The following is a 14,716-nucleotide window of genomic DNA, read 5'->3' as shown; positions in this document are numbered from 1 at the left end:
GTCGTCACGGAGATTGTGCGTGCGGGGGGAAGGCGTGCGACAGGGCGCACTCGCCCCCATGTCTTGTGAAAGCTTTCACAAGCGCACGCGGGTCTTTGGTCCCCTGGAATATGCCCAGGTCACATGGGCTGATGGGGGGCCTGTGAACGGTGGTGAACAGCCTTTCGTCCCACCGGGTGAGGGCTTTTTCGGCCCCGTCGCACCCCTTTTCGGGTGTCGAATTGAGGCATCAGAGAAACGATTCACCGGTTCGGACGCCGGGTCGACAGCTAAGGAGTTCCTGCCATGGAGGCCAACGAGATGGTGGACGGACTGGTCCAGGGCGCGCTCAAGGCGCTCGACCGGTTCGAGACGTTCACCCAGGAGCAGGTCGACCACATCGTCAAGAAGGCGTCCCTGGCGGCGCTGAGCCGCCACGGCGACCTCGCCGAACTCGCCGTCCAGGAGACCGGCCGCGGGATCTTCGAGGACAAGGCGGTCAAGAACCTCTTCGCCTGCGAGCACGTCGTGAACTCGATGCGCGGCCTGAAGACCGCGGGCGTCATCCGCCGCGACGAGATCAACGGCATCACCGAGATCGCCGAGCCCGTCGGCGTGGTCTGCGCGATGACCCCGGTCACCAACCCGACCTCCACGACGATCTTCAAGGCGCTGATCGCGCTGAAGACCCGCAACCCGATCGTCTTCGCCTTCCACCCCTCCGCGCAGAACTGCTCCGCCGAGGCCGCCCGCATCGTGCGCGACGCCGCCGTCGCCGCGGGCGCCCCCGAGAACTGCGTCCAGTGGGTGAGCGCCCCCTCCATGGAGGCCACCGGCGCCCTCATGAACCACCCGGGCGTCTCCACCATCCTCGCCACCGGCGGCAACGCCATGGTCAAGGCCGCCTACTCCTGCGGCAAGCCGGCCCTGGGCGTCGGCGCGGGCAACGTCCCGGCCTATGTCCACCGGAGCGCCAAGCTGGGCCGCGCGGTCCACGACATCGTGCTCTCCAAGGCGTTCGACAACGGCATGATCTGCGCCTCCGAACAGGCCGTGATCCTGGACCAGGAGATCTACGAGAAGGGCATCGCCGAGTTCGAGCGGCTCGGCGCCCACGTGGTCACCGCCGCCGAGAAGACCAAGCTGGAGCAGTTCGTCTTCGGCACGACGGCCTACGCCACCGACTGCGCCGGAGGCAAGCTGAACCCGGCGGTCGTCGGCAAGTCCCCGCAGTGGATCGCCGAGCAGGCCGGCTTCACCGTCCCGGACGGCACCTCCGTCCTGCTCGCCGAGTGCAACGAGGTCGGCGACGCCGAACCGCTGACCCGCGAGAAGCTCTCGCCCGTCCTGGCCGCCCTCAAGGCGTCCGACACCGAGCACGGCCTGGAACTGGCCGCCGCGATGGTCGAGTTCCACGGACTGGGCCACAGCGCCGCCGTCCACGCCGAGGACGAGGCGCTCGTCGAGGAGTTCGGCCGCAAGGTCAAGGCCGTCCGCGTCATCGCCAACGCGCCCTCCACCTTCGGCGGCATCGGCGACGTCTACAACGCCTTCCTGCCCTCGCTGACCCTCGGCTGCGGCTCGTACGGCCACAACTCGGTGTCGAACAACGTCACCGCGGTCAACCTGATCAACATCAAGCGGATCGGACGGCGGAGCAACAACATGCAGTGGTTCAAGGTCCCGCCGAAGATCTACTTCGAGCGCAACTCCATCCGCTACCTCGGTGAGATGGAGGGCATCAGCCGCGTCTCGATCGTCACCGACAAGACCATGGTCGCCCTCGGCTTCGTGCAGAAGGTCACCGACATCCTCCAGGCCCGCGAGGGTTTTGTCGCCGTCCAGGTCATCGACAACGTCGAGCCCAACCCGGAGCTGTCCACCGTCCGGGCCGGCGCCGCGATGATGCGCGACTTCGAGCCCGACACGATCATCGGCCTCGGCGGCGGCTCGCCGATGGACGCCGCGAAGATCATGTGGCTGATGTACGAGCGCCCGGAGGTGGAGTTCGGGGACACCAAGGAGAAGTTCTTCGACATCCGCAAGCGCGCCTACAAGTTCCCCTCGCTGGGCGGCAAGGCCAAGATGGTCGCCATCCCGACCACCTCGGGCACCGGCTCCGAGGTCACCCCCTTCGCCGTCATCTCCGACCCGGCGGTGGCCCAGAAGTACCCGCTCGCCGACTACGCGCTGACCCCCGACGTCGCCATCGTCGACCCGGTCCTGCCGATGGGCCTGCCGGCCACCGTGACCGCGGACTCCGGCTTCGACGCCCTGACGCACGCCACCGAGGCGTACGTCTCCGCCTACTCCAACGACTACACCGACGGCCTCTGCCTCCAGGCCGTCAAGCTGATCTTCGAGAACCTCGAACGATGCGTCGTGGACGGCCCGAACGACCCCGAGGCCCGCGAGAGGATGCACAACGCCTCGACGGTCGCGGGCATGGCCTTCGCCAACGCCTTCCTCGGCCTGGTCCACGCCATGGCGCACACCCTGGGCAACACCTTCCACGTCGCCCACGGCCGCACCAACGCGCTGCTCCTGCCCCACGTGATCCGTCACAACGGCACGGTCTCGCACAAGGCCACCCCGTGGCCGAAGGCCGAGGTCTACCGGGCCCCGGAGCGGTTCCAGGAGATCGCGAAGCTGCTGGGCCTGCCGGCCGCCACCCCGGCCGAGGGCGTCGAGTCCTACGCCAGGGCCGTCGAGGAGCTGCGCGCCAAGTGCGGCATCCCGGCCTCCTTCGCCGAGGAGGGCGTGGACGAGCGGGCCTTCGTCGAGGCCCTCCCGGCCCAGGCCATGAACGCGTACGCCGACCAGTGCGCCCCCGCCAACCCGCGGATGCCGATGATCGACGACATGCAGCAGCTCATGCGGCAGGCGTACTACGGCAACGCCGAGGGCGCCCCGGCCGGCCGGGCGGCGGAGGCCGCGAAGGCCGCGAAGAAGTAGCGGGCGGCCCCGCCCCGCCCCGGCACACGGAGGGCGGAGGACGGAGAGCGCGTCAGGCCCGCCCGGGACACGGCGTCCCGGGCGGGCCTGACGCGCGCGCCCGCGCCCGGCCGGACGGGGCAGACGTCAGGCCTCCGGCTGTTCCTCGGGGGCCAGGAAACGGCCCATCGGGAGCACCTGACGGCCCCAGGTGCCGGCCAGGATCTGCCCGGCGAGCAGGTACGTCGCCCCGAGGGCGGCCAGCAGGCCGCTCCAGCCCGTGACCCGGTTCCAGGTCTGCGACCCGGTGAAGCCGGTGACCGTCATGGCGACGAAGACGACGAGGACACAGCTGAAGGTGGAGAGCAGCACCAGGTGGATGCGCCAGCTGCCGATCCACAGCACGAAGACCACGAACACCCAGGGCAGCGTGAACAGCCCGTTCACCTCCCCGCGCAGCTCCGGGGCGGTGGCCGGCAGCACCCACTGGAGCAGGCACGCCTTGGCCATCCAGAAGAGCCCGAAGCCGCCGAAGACCGTGGCGTGCCAGGTGTCGCCGCGCTGGGCCTGGAAGAGCCCGGCCAGGAGCTGGGCGAGACCGCCGATGAAGAAGCCGACCACCGGCAGCACCGCGTGGCCCGGCCGCTCGGGGAGGACGCCCGCGTCGATCCCGGTGGCGAGGACGGTGACCACGATGAACCCGGTGAGGCCGAGCGCGCCGAGCTGCGCCTGGGCGCTGGGTTCCATCCGCTTGACGGACACGGCCTGCGCGGCCGGGCCCTGACGGTTGCGCGGGACGGGGCTGTTCATCGCCCGGCCGCCTCTCCACCGAGGGACGGCCCGGCGGCGGACGGCCCGGCCGCGGACGGCCCGGCCGCGGACGGCCCGCCCGGGGACGGCGTGCCGGGGGAGTACGGGTCCGGGGAGGGCGGGTCGGCATCGAGCCCGCTGCCCACCGCGGGCCCCGGCCGCCCCCTGCGCAGCATCGAGCAGACCAGGGTGACCACCGCGCCGCCCACCGCCCAGGCGGCCAGCACCAGCAGCGGACCGGTCACGCCGTTGCCCCGGAAGTACGCGATGGAGCGCGCGGCGTACGTCCCCGCGCCCGGCGGCAGGGCCGGGCCGACGGCGCTCCAGAACGGCGGCAGCAGCGGGTACGGGTAGGCGCCGCCCGCGCTCGGGTTGCCGAGGACCACCACCAGCAGGATCGCCAGGCCGATGCCGACCACGCCCGCCAGCCCCTGGAAGGCCAGGGTGATCGCGCCGACCGCGAGGACCACCAGCGCGCCGAGCCCCCACAGGGCCGGGACGCTGCCGGGCAGCGCGTCCAGCACCGGGCCCGCGATCACCGCGCCGAGCAGCCCGGCGACGACCGCGTACGCGAGCAGCGCGCCGAGCCGGATGACGGCGCGGTGCGTGTTCGCGGGCCGCGCGCCCGCGCTGATCGCGAGGATCGCGGCGCACAGGTAACCGCCCACGCACCAGCCGACGACCAGGTAGAAGGAGCTCAGCCCGCGCGCGTCGCCCGCCGCCGCCGGAGCCACGTCCACGATCCGGACGGCGCGCCCCTGGCCCGCCTCGGCCAGCACGACGACCTCCTCGACGGCCTGCGCGAGCGAGGTCCCGGCGCCTCCGGCGACCAGCAGCTGGTCCGTCGTACCGGCCGGGTCGACGATCAGCGCGCCGTCCACGTCCCGGTTCCTGACCTGGCCGACTGCCGTGGCCTCGTCCGCGACCGCGCGCGGGTCGAGCGGGCTGCCGGGCAGATCGCCGAGGAGCCGCGCGGTCCGCTCCGCGATCCCCGGGGCGGGAGCGGCCACCGCGAGCGGGATCTCGTGCGGTCCGGGGTGGTGGAAGGCCCCGATGTACGAGGTGATGAAGGCGAGCTGGAGCGCCAGCACCCCCAGGACCAGCAGGGCTGCGCGGGTGGTCACGGCGTCCTTGATCTCGGCGAGGAAGCCGCCGGACGGGCCTGCGTCGGTGGTCTGGGTCATGCCCCCACGCTCGGCGCGCCGGGGGCGGGCCGCAGCAGGGGAGAGCCGAACGGGTGACCGGTGGACGGTGTGCGGGCGCCCCGCGGACGGGTGCGCCGGGCGCCGCACCAGTTTTTACCGACGCGTAACTTCCGCGTTCCACTACTCGCCCGTAACTTGACGGCAGCAGCGCCCCGGTGATCCGGATCACGGGACGGCCCCGCACCGACACGTCGACACACCAACACGTCGACACACCAACGCACCGACACGTCGACGCGCCACCCCGCGCCCCTCCCCTCGAACCGCAAGGAGATCACACGATGCTGCCCTGGCGACGCCTGCTCCGCCCGCTGGCCGTCCTCACCCTCGCCGCCGCGCTGACCGCCCCGACCGGCGCCGCACAGGCCGCCCCGGCGCCCGGCAGCGGCTGGAACAACTGGTCCTGCAAGCCCTCCGCCGCCCACCCCCGGCCCGTCGTGCTCGTGCACGGCACCTTCGGGAACTCCGTCGACAACTGGCTGGGCCTCGCCCCGTACCTGGTCCGGCGCGGGTACTGCGTCTACTCGCTCGACTACGGGCAGCTCCCCGGCGTGCCGCTCCTCCACGGACTCGGCCCCGTCGACAGGTCCGCCGCCCAGCTCGCCGTCTTCGTCGACAAGGTCCTCGCCGCCACCGGATCGGCCAGGACCGACATCATCGGCCACTCGCAGGGCGGCATGATGCCGCGCCACTACCTGAAGTTCCTCGGCGGCGCCGCCAAGGTCGAGTCGCTGATCGGGCTCGCCCCCGACAACCACGGGACCACCCTGCACGGGCTCGCCGGGCTGCTCCCGTACTTCCCCGGCGCCGAGGACCTCCTCACCACCGCGACACCCGCCCTCGCCGACCAGATCGCGGGCTCCGCCTTCCTCACCCGGCTCAACCAGGGCGGGGACACCGTGCCCGGGGTGAAGTACACCGTGATCGCGACCCGCTACGACCAGGTGGTCACCCCGTACCGCAGCCAGTTCCTCGACGGGCCGGGCGTGCGCAACGTCGTGCTCCAGGACCTGTGTCCGCTGGCCCTCTCCGAGCACGTGGCCATCGGGGTCACCGACCGCATCGCCTGGCACGAGGCGCTCAACGCCCTCGACCCGGCCAACGCCGAACGGACCACCTGCGCGTCGGTCCTCGACTGACGCGCGGGCGGTCCGTCCGCGGCCCGGCCGCGGGAGGGGTCACGGCCGGGCCGGGCCCACCGGGTTCAGCGGCCGTCGCGGTCCGCCGGTGTGCGGCGGCGGGCCATGCCGAAGAGGACGGCCGCGCCGACGGCCAGGGTCGCGGCCCCGACGGCGGCGATCACCGGGGTGGCTCCGCTGCCGCCGGTCTCCGCGAGGTCCGCGGCCCCGGCGGCCGGTGACGGGGAGTGCGCGGCGACCGGTACGGCGCCGGCCTTGCCGTTCGTCCTCGGGTCGTTGTCCCCGTGGCCGTCGTGCTCCACGGAGGACTTGCCCGAGCCGTCCGAGATCTGCTGGTCCGTCGGGGCCTGGGGGCGCGGGCCGTCCCCGCCGGTGCCGGGGGTGGGCGTCCCACCGGTCCCGCCGGTGCCGCCCGTGGTCCCGCCGCTGGGCTTCGGGGCGGGCGCGGTGCCGGTGCCGGGGGTGGGCGTGGGGGTGGTGCCCGTACCGCCGCCCGCCGTGGTCCCGCCGTCCTTGCCGAAGACCACGTCCGAGCAGGTGTAGAAGGCTTCCGGGCTGTCCGAGCGCTGCCAGACGCTGTAGACCAGGTGGCGGCCGGACTTCTTCGGGACGGTGGCGGAGAAGACGTACTCGCCGCCCCGCATGCCCGGGTCGGTGGCCTTGGCGAAGGGCGCGGCCTCCAGGTCGGACCACTTCAGCGGCTTCGTCGGGTCGTACCCGTCCTTCGTCATGTACAGCTCGAAGGAGCCCCGGTGGGGGGCGGTTCCCCGGTAGCGGAAGGTGTGCGCGCCCGCCGTCATCGGGCTCGCGGGCCAGTCGGCGCGGGCCAGGTCCAGGCCCTTGTACTTGGCGTTGCCCGCCGAGCACAGCTGCCCGTCCGGGATCAGGGACCGGCTCCGGCCGCCCGCGTCGGCGATGTTGACCGCGTTCCAGTCGTAGAGCGCCTGCACCCCGCCGGCCGCCACGGCGGCCTTGCACGCCGCCGACCTCGGGGCCTCCGGCCCCTCCGCGTAGCACGCCGCCACCCGGCTGACCGGGTCCGTCATCGACCCGTGGGCGGCGGCCGGAGCCGTGGCGTACGCGGCCACCGCGAGCGGGACGAGGCCGGCGACGGCGATACGGGTCGCGGTGCGGGTCCTGCGTGCGGGCATGGGTGGATCTCCTTCGGACGGGGACGGGGTGTGCCGGCGGAACGAGCCGGGGACGGCGCCTCCCGTACGGACGGCGCCGCCCCCGGCTCTCCCCGGCCCCGCCAAGCTAGCCCCCCGGCCCCCCGGTTCCGCCGGGTCCGGGGCCGCGCCGGTCATCCTTAGGCTCCTTTTAAGGAGGCGCTAAGCGGGCCCACAGGAAGAGCCGGCGCCGCCCCGGCCGGTCCGTGCCCGCCGCCTCGCGGCCGGCCGCCGTCCGTGCCCGGACCGTCGGCGGGTCCGGGGCCGTCCCCGCTTCGCGCCGCTTCGCGTCCGGCGCCCCGGGGCGCCCGGTGATGGGGGAGAATCGCCCGCGTGACCCCGACATCCCTGAAGATCACCCTCGACGGATCGGCCGGTTCGCCCGCCCCGTACGAACAGTTGCGCGCGCAGATCTCCGGCCGGGCCCGGTCGGGCAGGCTGCCGGCCGGCTTCAAGCTGCCGACGGTACGGGGCCTCGCGCAGGAGCTCGGGCTCGCGGCCAACACGGTCGCCAAGGCGTACCGGGCGCTGGAGGCGGACGGGGTGATCGAGACGCGGGGCCGCAACGGGACGTTCGTCGCGGCCCCGGGCGACACGTCCGCGCGGGAGGCCGCCGCCGCGGCCCAGTCGTACGCGGAACGCGTCCACCGGCTCGGACTCTCCCTGGAGGCGGCCACGGCCACCGCCGCCGACGCCCTCCGGGCCCGCTACACCGCCTGACGCGACACCGGCTGACGCGCCCTCACCGCCGGGCGGGCGGGCGGGTCCGGGCGGGGCCGCCGCCGCGGACCGGGCGGGGCCTACAGGTACAGTCCGGCCTCCGCGTCGTGCCCCTGCGGGGGCAGCAGGGCCGCGGGGCCCGTCGTGCCGCGGCGCAGGGCGAAGAGCTCGGCCAGGGTGGCGCCCTCGCGGGGGACGCCCTCGTCCGTGCCGAGCCACTCCACCGCCTCCCGGTGGGTCAGCCGGCCGACCTCGATCCGGGCCAGGCAGCGGCCCGGCCGGACCACCGCGGGGTGGAGCCGTTCGAGGTCCTCGTTGGTGGTCACCCCGACCAGGACGTTGCGGCCCTGGCCCAGCAGACCGTCCGTCAGGTTCAGCAGCCGCGACAGCGCCTGCCCGGCCGTGTGGCGGGCCTCGCCGCGGATCAGCTCGTCGCAGTCCTCCAGCAGCAGCAGCCGCCAGCGGCCCTTCGACGTGCCCTCGTCCTCGCCGATCGCGATGTCCATCAGGTAGCCGACGTCGTTGAAGAGCCGCTCCGGGTCGAGGACGCAGTCCACCTGGCACCAGTCCCGCCAGGACCGGGCCAGCGTGCGCAGCGCGGAGGTCTTGCCGGTGCCCGGCGGGCCGTGCAGCAGGAGCAGCCGGCCCGCGATGTCGTCGGGCGTCACCTTCATCAGCCGGTCCATCGCCCCGGCCACCGGCGCCGTGTAGTTGGGCCGCACCTCGGCCCAGGTGCCCGCGGCGATCTGCCGGGTCGTGCGGTACGGGCCCCGGCGCGGGGAGACGTACCAGAAGCCCATCGTGACGTTCTCCGGCTGCGGTTCGGGCTCGTCCTGCGCCCCGTCCGTGGCCTCGCCGAGCACGCTGGAGGCCAGGAGGTCGCTGACCGCCGTCACCGTGACGTCCGCGCCCCGGCTCCACCGGGAGACGAGCACGGTCCAGCCCTCGCCCTCGGCGAGCGTGGCACTGCGGTCGCTGTCGCGCGCCGCGCGCAGCACGCTGGCCCCGGGCGGCAGGAGGGTGGCCTCGGCCTTCACCCGTTCGATCGTCACGCTCCGCGAGTACGGCTGCTCGCCGGAGGCGAACCGGCCGAGGAACAGCGCGTCGACGACGTCCGACGGGGAGTCGCTGTCGTCGACGTTGAGCCGGATCGGCAGCGCGTCATACGGGTTGGCTGGCATGGCGTCCATGATCCGGCACGAAGTGGCCCCACGCACCCCGGTTCTGACGGAACGGGTGCCGGTTTCCCGCAAGGGTTGCCGTTCCGAAACGCCTCGGGGGGTGAAGATCCGGACACTGGCCCCACCCCGAACATTCTTGGCATGAACACTTCCAGATAACCGCGGCTCGTTGTACTACGGAAGAAGGAGCAACCCCCCACAAGGAGCCGCACACATGAGCAAGAAGCTGTCGCGCCTCGCCGCCCTGACCACCTCCCTGCTGCTGGCAGCGGGCGCCGCCCTGTTCGGCGCGGGCCAGGCCGCGGCCTCGGAACGGGCCGACTTCGGCTACGTCGCCCTCGGCGACTCGTACTCCTCCGGCGTCGGCGCCGGCAACTACGACAGCGCCAGCGGCGCCTGCAAACGCACCAGCCGCGCCTACCCGGCCCTGTGGGCCGCCGCGCACGCCCCGAAGACCTTCTCCTTCGCCGCCTGCTCGGGCGCTCGTACGGGTGACGTCCTTTCCGGCCAGCTCGGCGCGCTCAACACCGGGACCGACCTCGTCAGCATCACCGTCGGCGGCAACGACGCCGGTTTCTCGGACGTGATGACGACCTGTGTGCTCCAGTCCGAGTCCACCTGCGTCGGACGCGTCAACCAGGCCAGGGCGTACGTGGACGCCACCCTCCCCGGCCAGCTCGACCAGGTCTACAACGCCATCGCGAGCCGCTCGCCCCAGGCCCGGGTGGTCGTCCTCGGCTACCCCCGCTTCTACAAGCTGAACGGCACCTGCGTCACCGGGCTGACCGAGGGCGAGCGCGCCGCCATCAACGGCGCCGCCGACCACCTCAACGCCGCCGTCGCCAAGCGCGCCGCCGACCACGGCTTCGCCTTCGCCGGGGTCGCCGCGGCCTTCACCGGCCACGAGATCTGCTCCGGCAGCGCGTGGCTGCACAGCGTCAACTGGCTCGACATCGGCGAGTCGTACCACCCCACCGCCGCCGGGCAGTCCGGTGGTTACCTGCCGGTCCTCACCAACGCGGCCTGAGCGCCGCCCGGGACACCGTCCCGCCGGACCCGGCGGGACGGTGACACCGGGGGAGCAGGCCCCGCCCCCCCGGGCCCCGCCCCCCCGGGCCCCGCCCCCGGCGTCAGCGCAGCACCAGCCAGCCCAGCGCGGCCAGCGCCAGCAGGATCACCGCGACCCCGGCGGCCAGCAGCAGCCCGGCCCGCCCCTCCCGCCCCGACCCGGGTGCGGACCCCTCCGCCGGGGCCGCGGGCACCCCGTAGGGCCCGCCGCCCTGCGGCGCGTGGCCGTCGTCGTCACGGTCACGGTCATGGCCGTGGTCGTGGTGGTGCGCGGTGGCCGTCGGGGTGTCCGGCTCCGCCACCGGCCCGCCGGGAGGCCGTACGGTCCCGCCCGCGCCCACCACCCGCAGCATCCGGGCCGCCTCCGGCGCGGAGAGCCGCTCGGCCGGGTCCTTGCGCAGCAGCCCTTCCAGGACGGGGGCCAGCGGCCCGGCCCGGCGCGGCGGCGGCGCCTCCTCCTCCACCACCGCCCGCAAGGTGGCCGCCGGGGTCTCCCGCAGGAACGGCTGGACCCCCTCGACGGCCGCGTACAGCATCACCCCGAGCGACCACAGGTCCGACTCCGGCCCCGGCTCGCGCCCCGGGACCCGCTCCGGTGCCAGGAACTCGGGGGAACCGGCCGCCGCGACGGGCTCCGGGGAGTCCTCCGGGAAGTCCTCCGGGCCCCCGCCCCCGAAGTCGCTCAGCACCACCCGGCCGTCGTTGGCGATCAGCACGTTGCCGGGCCTGACGTCCCGGTGCAGCACCCCCGACCCGTGCGCGGAGCGCAGCGCGGCCAGTACCTGCTCCCCGAGGTGCGCGGCGCGCTGCGGGTCCATCGGCCCCCCGGACCCCAGGACGTCGGCCAGCGAGAGCCCGCGCACCAGCTCCGTCACGATCCAGGGCCGCCCGTCCTCGGAGGCCACGTCGTAGACGGCGACGATCCCGCGGTGCGAGACCCGGGCCGCCGCCCACGCGTCCCGCTCCAGCCGCCGGTACAGCCGCTGGGCGCCCGCCGTGTCCAGCCCGGCCGGCGCCCGCACCTCCTTGACGGCGACCTCGCGGGCCAGCACCTCGTCCCGCGCCCGCCACACGGTTCCCGTACGGCCCCGGCCCAGCGGCGTCAGCAGCCGGTACCGGCCGGAGATGACACGATCGGTGCCCGGTTCCGCACCCTCGTCACCCACGTTCCCACTCATGTGCGCCCCCTGCGTGTGTCCATGTGTCACCAGGTGATCACTTCAAGTTAGCGCAGCTCGCGCCAACTGGCCCCTTCCGTGGCGGGACTTGTGGCACGATGCCCCGAACCCGGCCCTGCGGCACGCGGAGTGAGGGGAGGCTCCGTCGGGCAGCCGTCAACTCCCGGTTGCCGCACGGACCATTCGAGCCGCCGGGATACCGGGGCCCGACGCGGGGGCGATAGGGTTACCCTGCCCGGGCCGGGTGCCCTCGTACGGGTGGGGAGAGACATGGAACAGATAGCAATGCGCAGCAGGCCGCCCCGCGTGCCTGCCATCACCTGCGGCAGCAGCGCGACCAGCTCGCGCCTCGACCGCCATCTCGCCGTGCTGGGCGGACCTGCCGTCCCGCACCGCGAGACCGCCGAGGCGACCCTGCTGATGCGCGAGCTCACCTCTCGCGACCACACGCACCGCCAGCGGAGCCGGGGCGCGCGCGTCGCGCTCTTCGCGCCGCTGCGCCGTCTGCGTCGCACGCTCTTCGGCAGCCGCCGTTCGTAACTGCCCGGTTCCACCGTTCCCACCGTTGCACCGCCGTTCGTCCTCGTCCGGCTCACCCGGCTCCCCGGACCTGCGCGACACCCGTCCCGGCGCCGCACCCCACCCCGGTGCGGCGCCGTCCGGCGTTCCGGCCGGCGGCGGCGGGACCCGGCGGGGGTCCCGCCGCTCACAGCAGGGCGAACTGCCCTCCCGGACCCTCCTCGGGGTGGTCCAGCACCGAGGCCGGGCGCCGGGCCCGGCGCGGCGGCGGCAGCACCCCGGCGGCGCGCAGCGCCGTGGCGGACAGCGGCGGGCCCGGCGCGAACGCGGCCCGTTCCGGGGCCAGGGCGGCCAGCAGCGCCAGGGTCGTGACCAGCGCGGACAACTCCGAGGTCCAGCTCTGCGGCCACCCGGCCGGACCCAGCGCCGCCAGCCCCTCGACCCCCGCCGCGCGGTGGGCGACCCGCGCGGCGAACCAGGCGTCCAGCACCCGCACGCCCCGCACCTCGTACTCCCGGGCGCAGGCCGGGACGGGGGAGAGGCTCCCGTCCCCGAGCCCCAGGCTCTCGCCCGGGGCGTCGTACGAGAGCCCCCGCGGCCAGGACCGGACCGCCGAGCGGACGTACGGGCGGCGCCCGGCGGGCAGCCGGGGCGGTTCACCGCCACGGCCCCCGCGCAGCTGGACGGCGAGCAGCCGGCGGCCCAGCTCCAGCCCGGCCCGCCAGCACCCCGGATCGGCGGCGAGCGGGACCTCGTACCCGCGCGGCCCCGGGCGGCCCGCCGCGAGGGCCCAGCACAGCACGTCCTCGGGGGTGACCCGGCCGCCGAGGCGCGCGCCGAGCAGGGAGCACAGGCCGGGCGCGAGGTTCGGCTCCGCGCCGCCCGGCCTGCGGTACAGGGGGCGGACCCGCCCGAGCCGCCCGGCCGGGAGGTGGGCGGTCACCAGCAGCTCCGGGACCTCGACGGCGAACAGCTGGTGCGCGTCCCGGACCCGCCACAGCTCCGGGCGGGCCGTGTCGATGAGCCGCTGGTCGGGGAGGAGCCACTGCTCGTCGAAGGGCTCGCGGAGCACCCGTACGGGCTCGGGGAACTCCCCGGGCGCGTCGGCGAACCGGGCGGTGCCCGCGCGCTGCCCCGGCAGGGCCGCCGCCCCGGCGGTGGGCGTCCGGCTCCGGCTCGGGCGGAACAGCCGCTCCTGCTCCGCCCCTTCGGCGCCGGCCAGGGCCGCCCAGCGGGCCCGCAGGCTCCCCGGGTCGGGCGCGGCCACCCACTCCCGCCCCAGGCGCAGCCCGCCCACGGCCCAGGGCATCAGATCGTCCAGCAGCGGTACGTCGTCGCTCACGGCGCCGATGCTAGTGCTGTGACCGGAAAGGTTCACCGGCCCTCGACGCCCGGCACGGCGCCTCGCCGCGTTGTCGGACCACGCAAGTACGTCCAGTACAAGCCGTGACCCTCCGCCTTGCGATGCGCTCGGCATCCGAAGGATCAAGGCAAGAGCCGAGACGAAGTGAGCGCAGCGAACGCAGTCGCACCGGACGCCGCGGGCCTACCGGCAAACCTTTCCGGTCACAGCACTAGGTCGTACGGAGGCGGTCGCGGGCCGGATGCCGGGGGATACAGGGGGTGCGGGCCGGAGGTGGTGCGGGTGCCGGGAGGCCGGGCCGTTCACCGGCCGAAGCGATAGGCTCGGTGTATCCGCACATGCGGGGTACGGGGTGCCCGTGCGCCGGGTGGGCGCGTGCCGGACCCGCGTGTTCCGACGAGGAGGCGGCCATGAGCCAGTACGACGAATACTCGACCCCGTCGCAGGCCGAGGGCGAGCGCCTGGAGGAGGACCGGGACCCGCGCGAGCAGCGGCACCCGCAGACGACCCGGACCACGCCGTCGCAGGCGGAGGGCGAACGCACCGCGGAGGACGACGAGAAGTGACCGTCCGGTTCCGGGCGGTCACTTCGGCCGGACCCGGTCGGCCCGGTGGTCGACGGCGGCCCGGTGGCACGCCGGGCCCGGGGTCGGGGCCGGGGGCGGCTCAGTGGGCGTCGACCGTCACCGTGAACGAGAACCGGTCGCCCCGGTACCGGATGCGCGCCACGTCCACCACCCGGCCCTCCTCGTCGTACGTCACGCCCGTGTAGTGCAGGATCGGGCTCAGCAGCGGGACCTGGAGCAGCTCGGCCGTCGCCGGGTCGGCCAGCCGGGCCTCGACCGTGTCCGTGATCCGGCTGATGCGGACCCCCGCGATGTCCCGCAGCACCTTGGTCATCGGCCAGCGTTCGAGATCGGCCAGTTGCACCGCTTCGGCGAGTTCCGGGCGGACGGCGTTCTCCGCCCAGTTGGTGGGCTCGCCGCTCTCCCGGTCCAGGCGAAGCCTGCGGTACGTGACCACCTCGGCCGTGTCCGGGAAGTGCTCCAGCAGCTCCCCGGACACGGGTGTCCGCTCATGGCCGAGGATCTCCGTACGGTCGCCCGACTGCTGGGCCACGATCGCGTCGACCGAACCCAGCAGCCGGACCGGGGCCCCGCGCAGCGCCCCCGGTTCGATGAAGGTGCCCCGGCGCCGGTGCCGGCTGATCAGCCCCTCCGTCTCCAGCTCCTTGAGCGCCTGCCGCATGGTCAGCACGCTCACCCCGTAGTGCTCGGCGAGCCGCTCCTCGGTGGGCAGGCGCAGCGAGGAGTCCGGGGTGCGCCCGAGTATGGAGGCGCGCAACGACTGGGACACCTGGTACCAGAGCGGCAGCTTCCGGTTCAGTACCAGCGAATCGGGGGCGAAGGCGGTCACGGGGGTTTCTCCGTACGGCGGGGTTCGGCGAGAGG

The 14,716-nt window shown here is 74.3% G+C and carries 13 protein-coding genes; 6 read left to right on the top strand and 7 right to left on the bottom strand.

Going from position 1 to position 14,716, the window contains the following annotated elements; genetic code table 11:
• The first annotated feature begins 285 nt into the window (after positions 1-285).
• A complete protein-coding gene (gene adhE / locus ACIA5F_RS21520; protein WP_399355305.1) occupies positions 286-2,934 on the top strand; it encodes a bifunctional acetaldehyde-CoA/alcohol dehydrogenase in 2,649 nt (882 codons plus the stop codon).
• 126 nt (positions 2,935-3,060) lie between these two features.
• On the opposite strand, the gene ACIA5F_RS21515 is transcribed toward adhE, so the two are convergent.
• Positions 3,061-3,723 carry an acetate uptake transporter gene (locus ACIA5F_RS21515; protein ID WP_399355303.1) on the bottom strand — a complete coding sequence of 221 codons (663 nt, stop codon included), beginning with the start codon at positions 3,721-3,723 and terminating at the stop codon, positions 3,061-3,063.
• Positions 3,720-4,907: a DUF3533 domain-containing protein gene (locus tag ACIA5F_RS21510; RefSeq protein ID WP_399355301.1), complete on the bottom strand. Its 1,188-nt coding sequence runs from the start codon at positions 4,905-4,907 to the stop codon at positions 3,720-3,722. The genes ACIA5F_RS21515 and ACIA5F_RS21510 overlap by 4 nt, the downstream gene beginning before the upstream one ends.
• A gap of 302 nt (positions 4,908-5,209) precedes the next feature.
• Here ACIA5F_RS21510 and ACIA5F_RS21505 point away from each other — a divergent pair, with 302 nt between their 5' ends.
• Positions 5,210-6,067, top strand: a complete 858-nt coding sequence (locus ACIA5F_RS21505; protein ID WP_399355299.1) for an esterase/lipase family protein — start codon at positions 5,210-5,212, stop codon at positions 6,065-6,067.
• Between the two features lie 65 nt (positions 6,068-6,132).
• On the opposite strand, the gene ACIA5F_RS21500 is transcribed toward ACIA5F_RS21505, so the two are convergent.
• On the bottom strand, positions 6,133-7,218 hold the full coding sequence (locus ACIA5F_RS21500; protein ID WP_399355297.1) for a lytic polysaccharide monooxygenase: 1,086 nt from the start codon (positions 7,216-7,218) through the stop codon (positions 6,133-6,135).
• Positions 7,219-7,569: 351 nt separating this feature from the next.
• Here ACIA5F_RS21500 and ACIA5F_RS21495 point away from each other — a divergent pair, with 351 nt between their 5' ends.
• Positions 7,570-7,956 (top strand): GntR family transcriptional regulator, encoded by a 387-nt coding sequence (locus ACIA5F_RS21495; RefSeq protein WP_399355295.1) that lies wholly within the window; start codon positions 7,570-7,572, stop codon positions 7,954-7,956.
• Positions 7,957-8,036: 80 nt separating this feature from the next.
• On the opposite strand, the gene ACIA5F_RS21490 is transcribed toward ACIA5F_RS21495, so the two are convergent.
• The gene (locus ACIA5F_RS21490; protein ID WP_399355293.1) at positions 8,037-9,137 is read right to left on the bottom strand and encodes a DUF5925 domain-containing protein; all 1,101 of its coding nucleotides are present in this window, start codon (positions 9,135-9,137) and stop codon (positions 8,037-8,039) included.
• A 214-nt stretch (positions 9,138-9,351) separates the two neighbouring features.
• On the opposite strand from ACIA5F_RS21490, the gene ACIA5F_RS21485 reads away from it, so the two are divergent.
• Positions 9,352-10,164: an SGNH/GDSL hydrolase family protein gene (locus tag ACIA5F_RS21485; protein ID WP_399355291.1), complete on the top strand. Its 813-nt coding sequence runs from the start codon at positions 9,352-9,354 to the stop codon at positions 10,162-10,164.
• Positions 10,165-10,267: 103 nt separating this feature from the next.
• On the opposite strand, the gene ACIA5F_RS21480 is transcribed toward ACIA5F_RS21485, so the two are convergent.
• Positions 10,268-11,383 (bottom strand): protein kinase, encoded by a 1,116-nt coding sequence (locus ACIA5F_RS21480; protein WP_399355289.1) that lies wholly within the window; start codon positions 11,381-11,383, stop codon positions 10,268-10,270.
• Between the two features lie 270 nt (positions 11,384-11,653).
• Between ACIA5F_RS21480 and ACIA5F_RS21475 the strand changes: the two genes are divergently transcribed.
• Entirely contained in the window at positions 11,654-11,923 is a 270-nt protein-coding gene (locus ACIA5F_RS21475; protein WP_399355287.1) for a hypothetical protein, read from the top strand.
• 166 nt (positions 11,924-12,089) lie between these two features.
• On the opposite strand, the gene ACIA5F_RS21470 is transcribed toward ACIA5F_RS21475, so the two are convergent.
• On the bottom strand, positions 12,090-13,244 hold the full coding sequence (locus ACIA5F_RS21470; RefSeq protein ID WP_399355285.1) for a type ISP restriction/modification enzyme: 1,155 nt from the start codon (positions 13,242-13,244) through the stop codon (positions 12,090-12,092).
• A 431-nt stretch (positions 13,245-13,675) separates the two neighbouring features.
• On the opposite strand from ACIA5F_RS21470, the gene ACIA5F_RS21465 reads away from it, so the two are divergent.
• Positions 13,676-13,831, top strand: coding sequence for a hypothetical protein (locus ACIA5F_RS21465; RefSeq protein ID WP_399355283.1), 156 nt, complete (start codon positions 13,676-13,678; stop codon positions 13,829-13,831).
• Between the two features lie 100 nt (positions 13,832-13,931).
• On the opposite strand, the gene ACIA5F_RS21460 is transcribed toward ACIA5F_RS21465, so the two are convergent.
• Complete coding sequence (locus ACIA5F_RS21460) at positions 13,932-14,681, bottom strand: GntR family transcriptional regulator (RefSeq protein ID WP_399355281.1); 750 nt, start codon at positions 14,679-14,681, stop codon at positions 13,932-13,934.
• Between the last annotated feature and the right edge of the window lie 35 nt (positions 14,682-14,716).

It is taken from the genome of Streptomyces sp. NPDC051567, from assembly GCF_044454165.1.
Classification (GTDB): Bacteria; Actinomycetota; Actinomycetes; order Streptomycetales; family Streptomycetaceae; genus Streptomyces.
Note: the sequence above shows the minus strand (reverse complement) of the source record. Positions and strands in the feature narration are given on the sequence as shown.

Excerpts from the sequence above, each read along its gene's own strand:
- adhE (WP_399355305.1), top strand. The coding sequence starts at position 286 with ATGGAGGCCAACGAGATGGTGGACGGACTGGTCCAGGGCGCGCTCAAG.
- ACIA5F_RS21515 (WP_399355303.1), bottom strand. The coding sequence starts at position 3,723 with ATGAACAGCCCCGTCCCGCGCAACCGTCAGGGCCCGGCCGCGCAGGCC.
- ACIA5F_RS21510 (WP_399355301.1), bottom strand. The coding sequence starts at position 4,907 with ATGACCCAGACCACCGACGCAGGCCCGTCCGGCGGCTTCCTCGCCGAG.
- ACIA5F_RS21505 (WP_399355299.1), top strand. The coding sequence starts at position 5,210 with ATGCTGCCCTGGCGACGCCTGCTCCGCCCGCTGGCCGTCCTCACCCTC.
- ACIA5F_RS21500 (WP_399355297.1), bottom strand. The coding sequence starts at position 7,218 with ATGCCCGCACGCAGGACCCGCACCGCGACCCGTATCGCCGTCGCCGGC.
- ACIA5F_RS21490 (WP_399355293.1), bottom strand. The coding sequence starts at position 9,137 with ATGCCAGCCAACCCGTATGACGCGCTGCCGATCCGGCTCAACGTCGAC.
- ACIA5F_RS21485 (WP_399355291.1), top strand. The coding sequence starts at position 9,352 with ATGAGCAAGAAGCTGTCGCGCCTCGCCGCCCTGACCACCTCCCTGCTG.
- ACIA5F_RS21480 (WP_399355289.1), bottom strand. The coding sequence starts at position 11,383 with ATGAGTGGGAACGTGGGTGACGAGGGTGCGGAACCGGGCACCGATCGT.
- ACIA5F_RS21475 (WP_399355287.1), top strand. The coding sequence starts at position 11,654 with ATGGAACAGATAGCAATGCGCAGCAGGCCGCCCCGCGTGCCTGCCATC.
- ACIA5F_RS21465 (WP_399355283.1), top strand. The coding sequence starts at position 13,676 with ATGAGCCAGTACGACGAATACTCGACCCCGTCGCAGGCCGAGGGCGAG.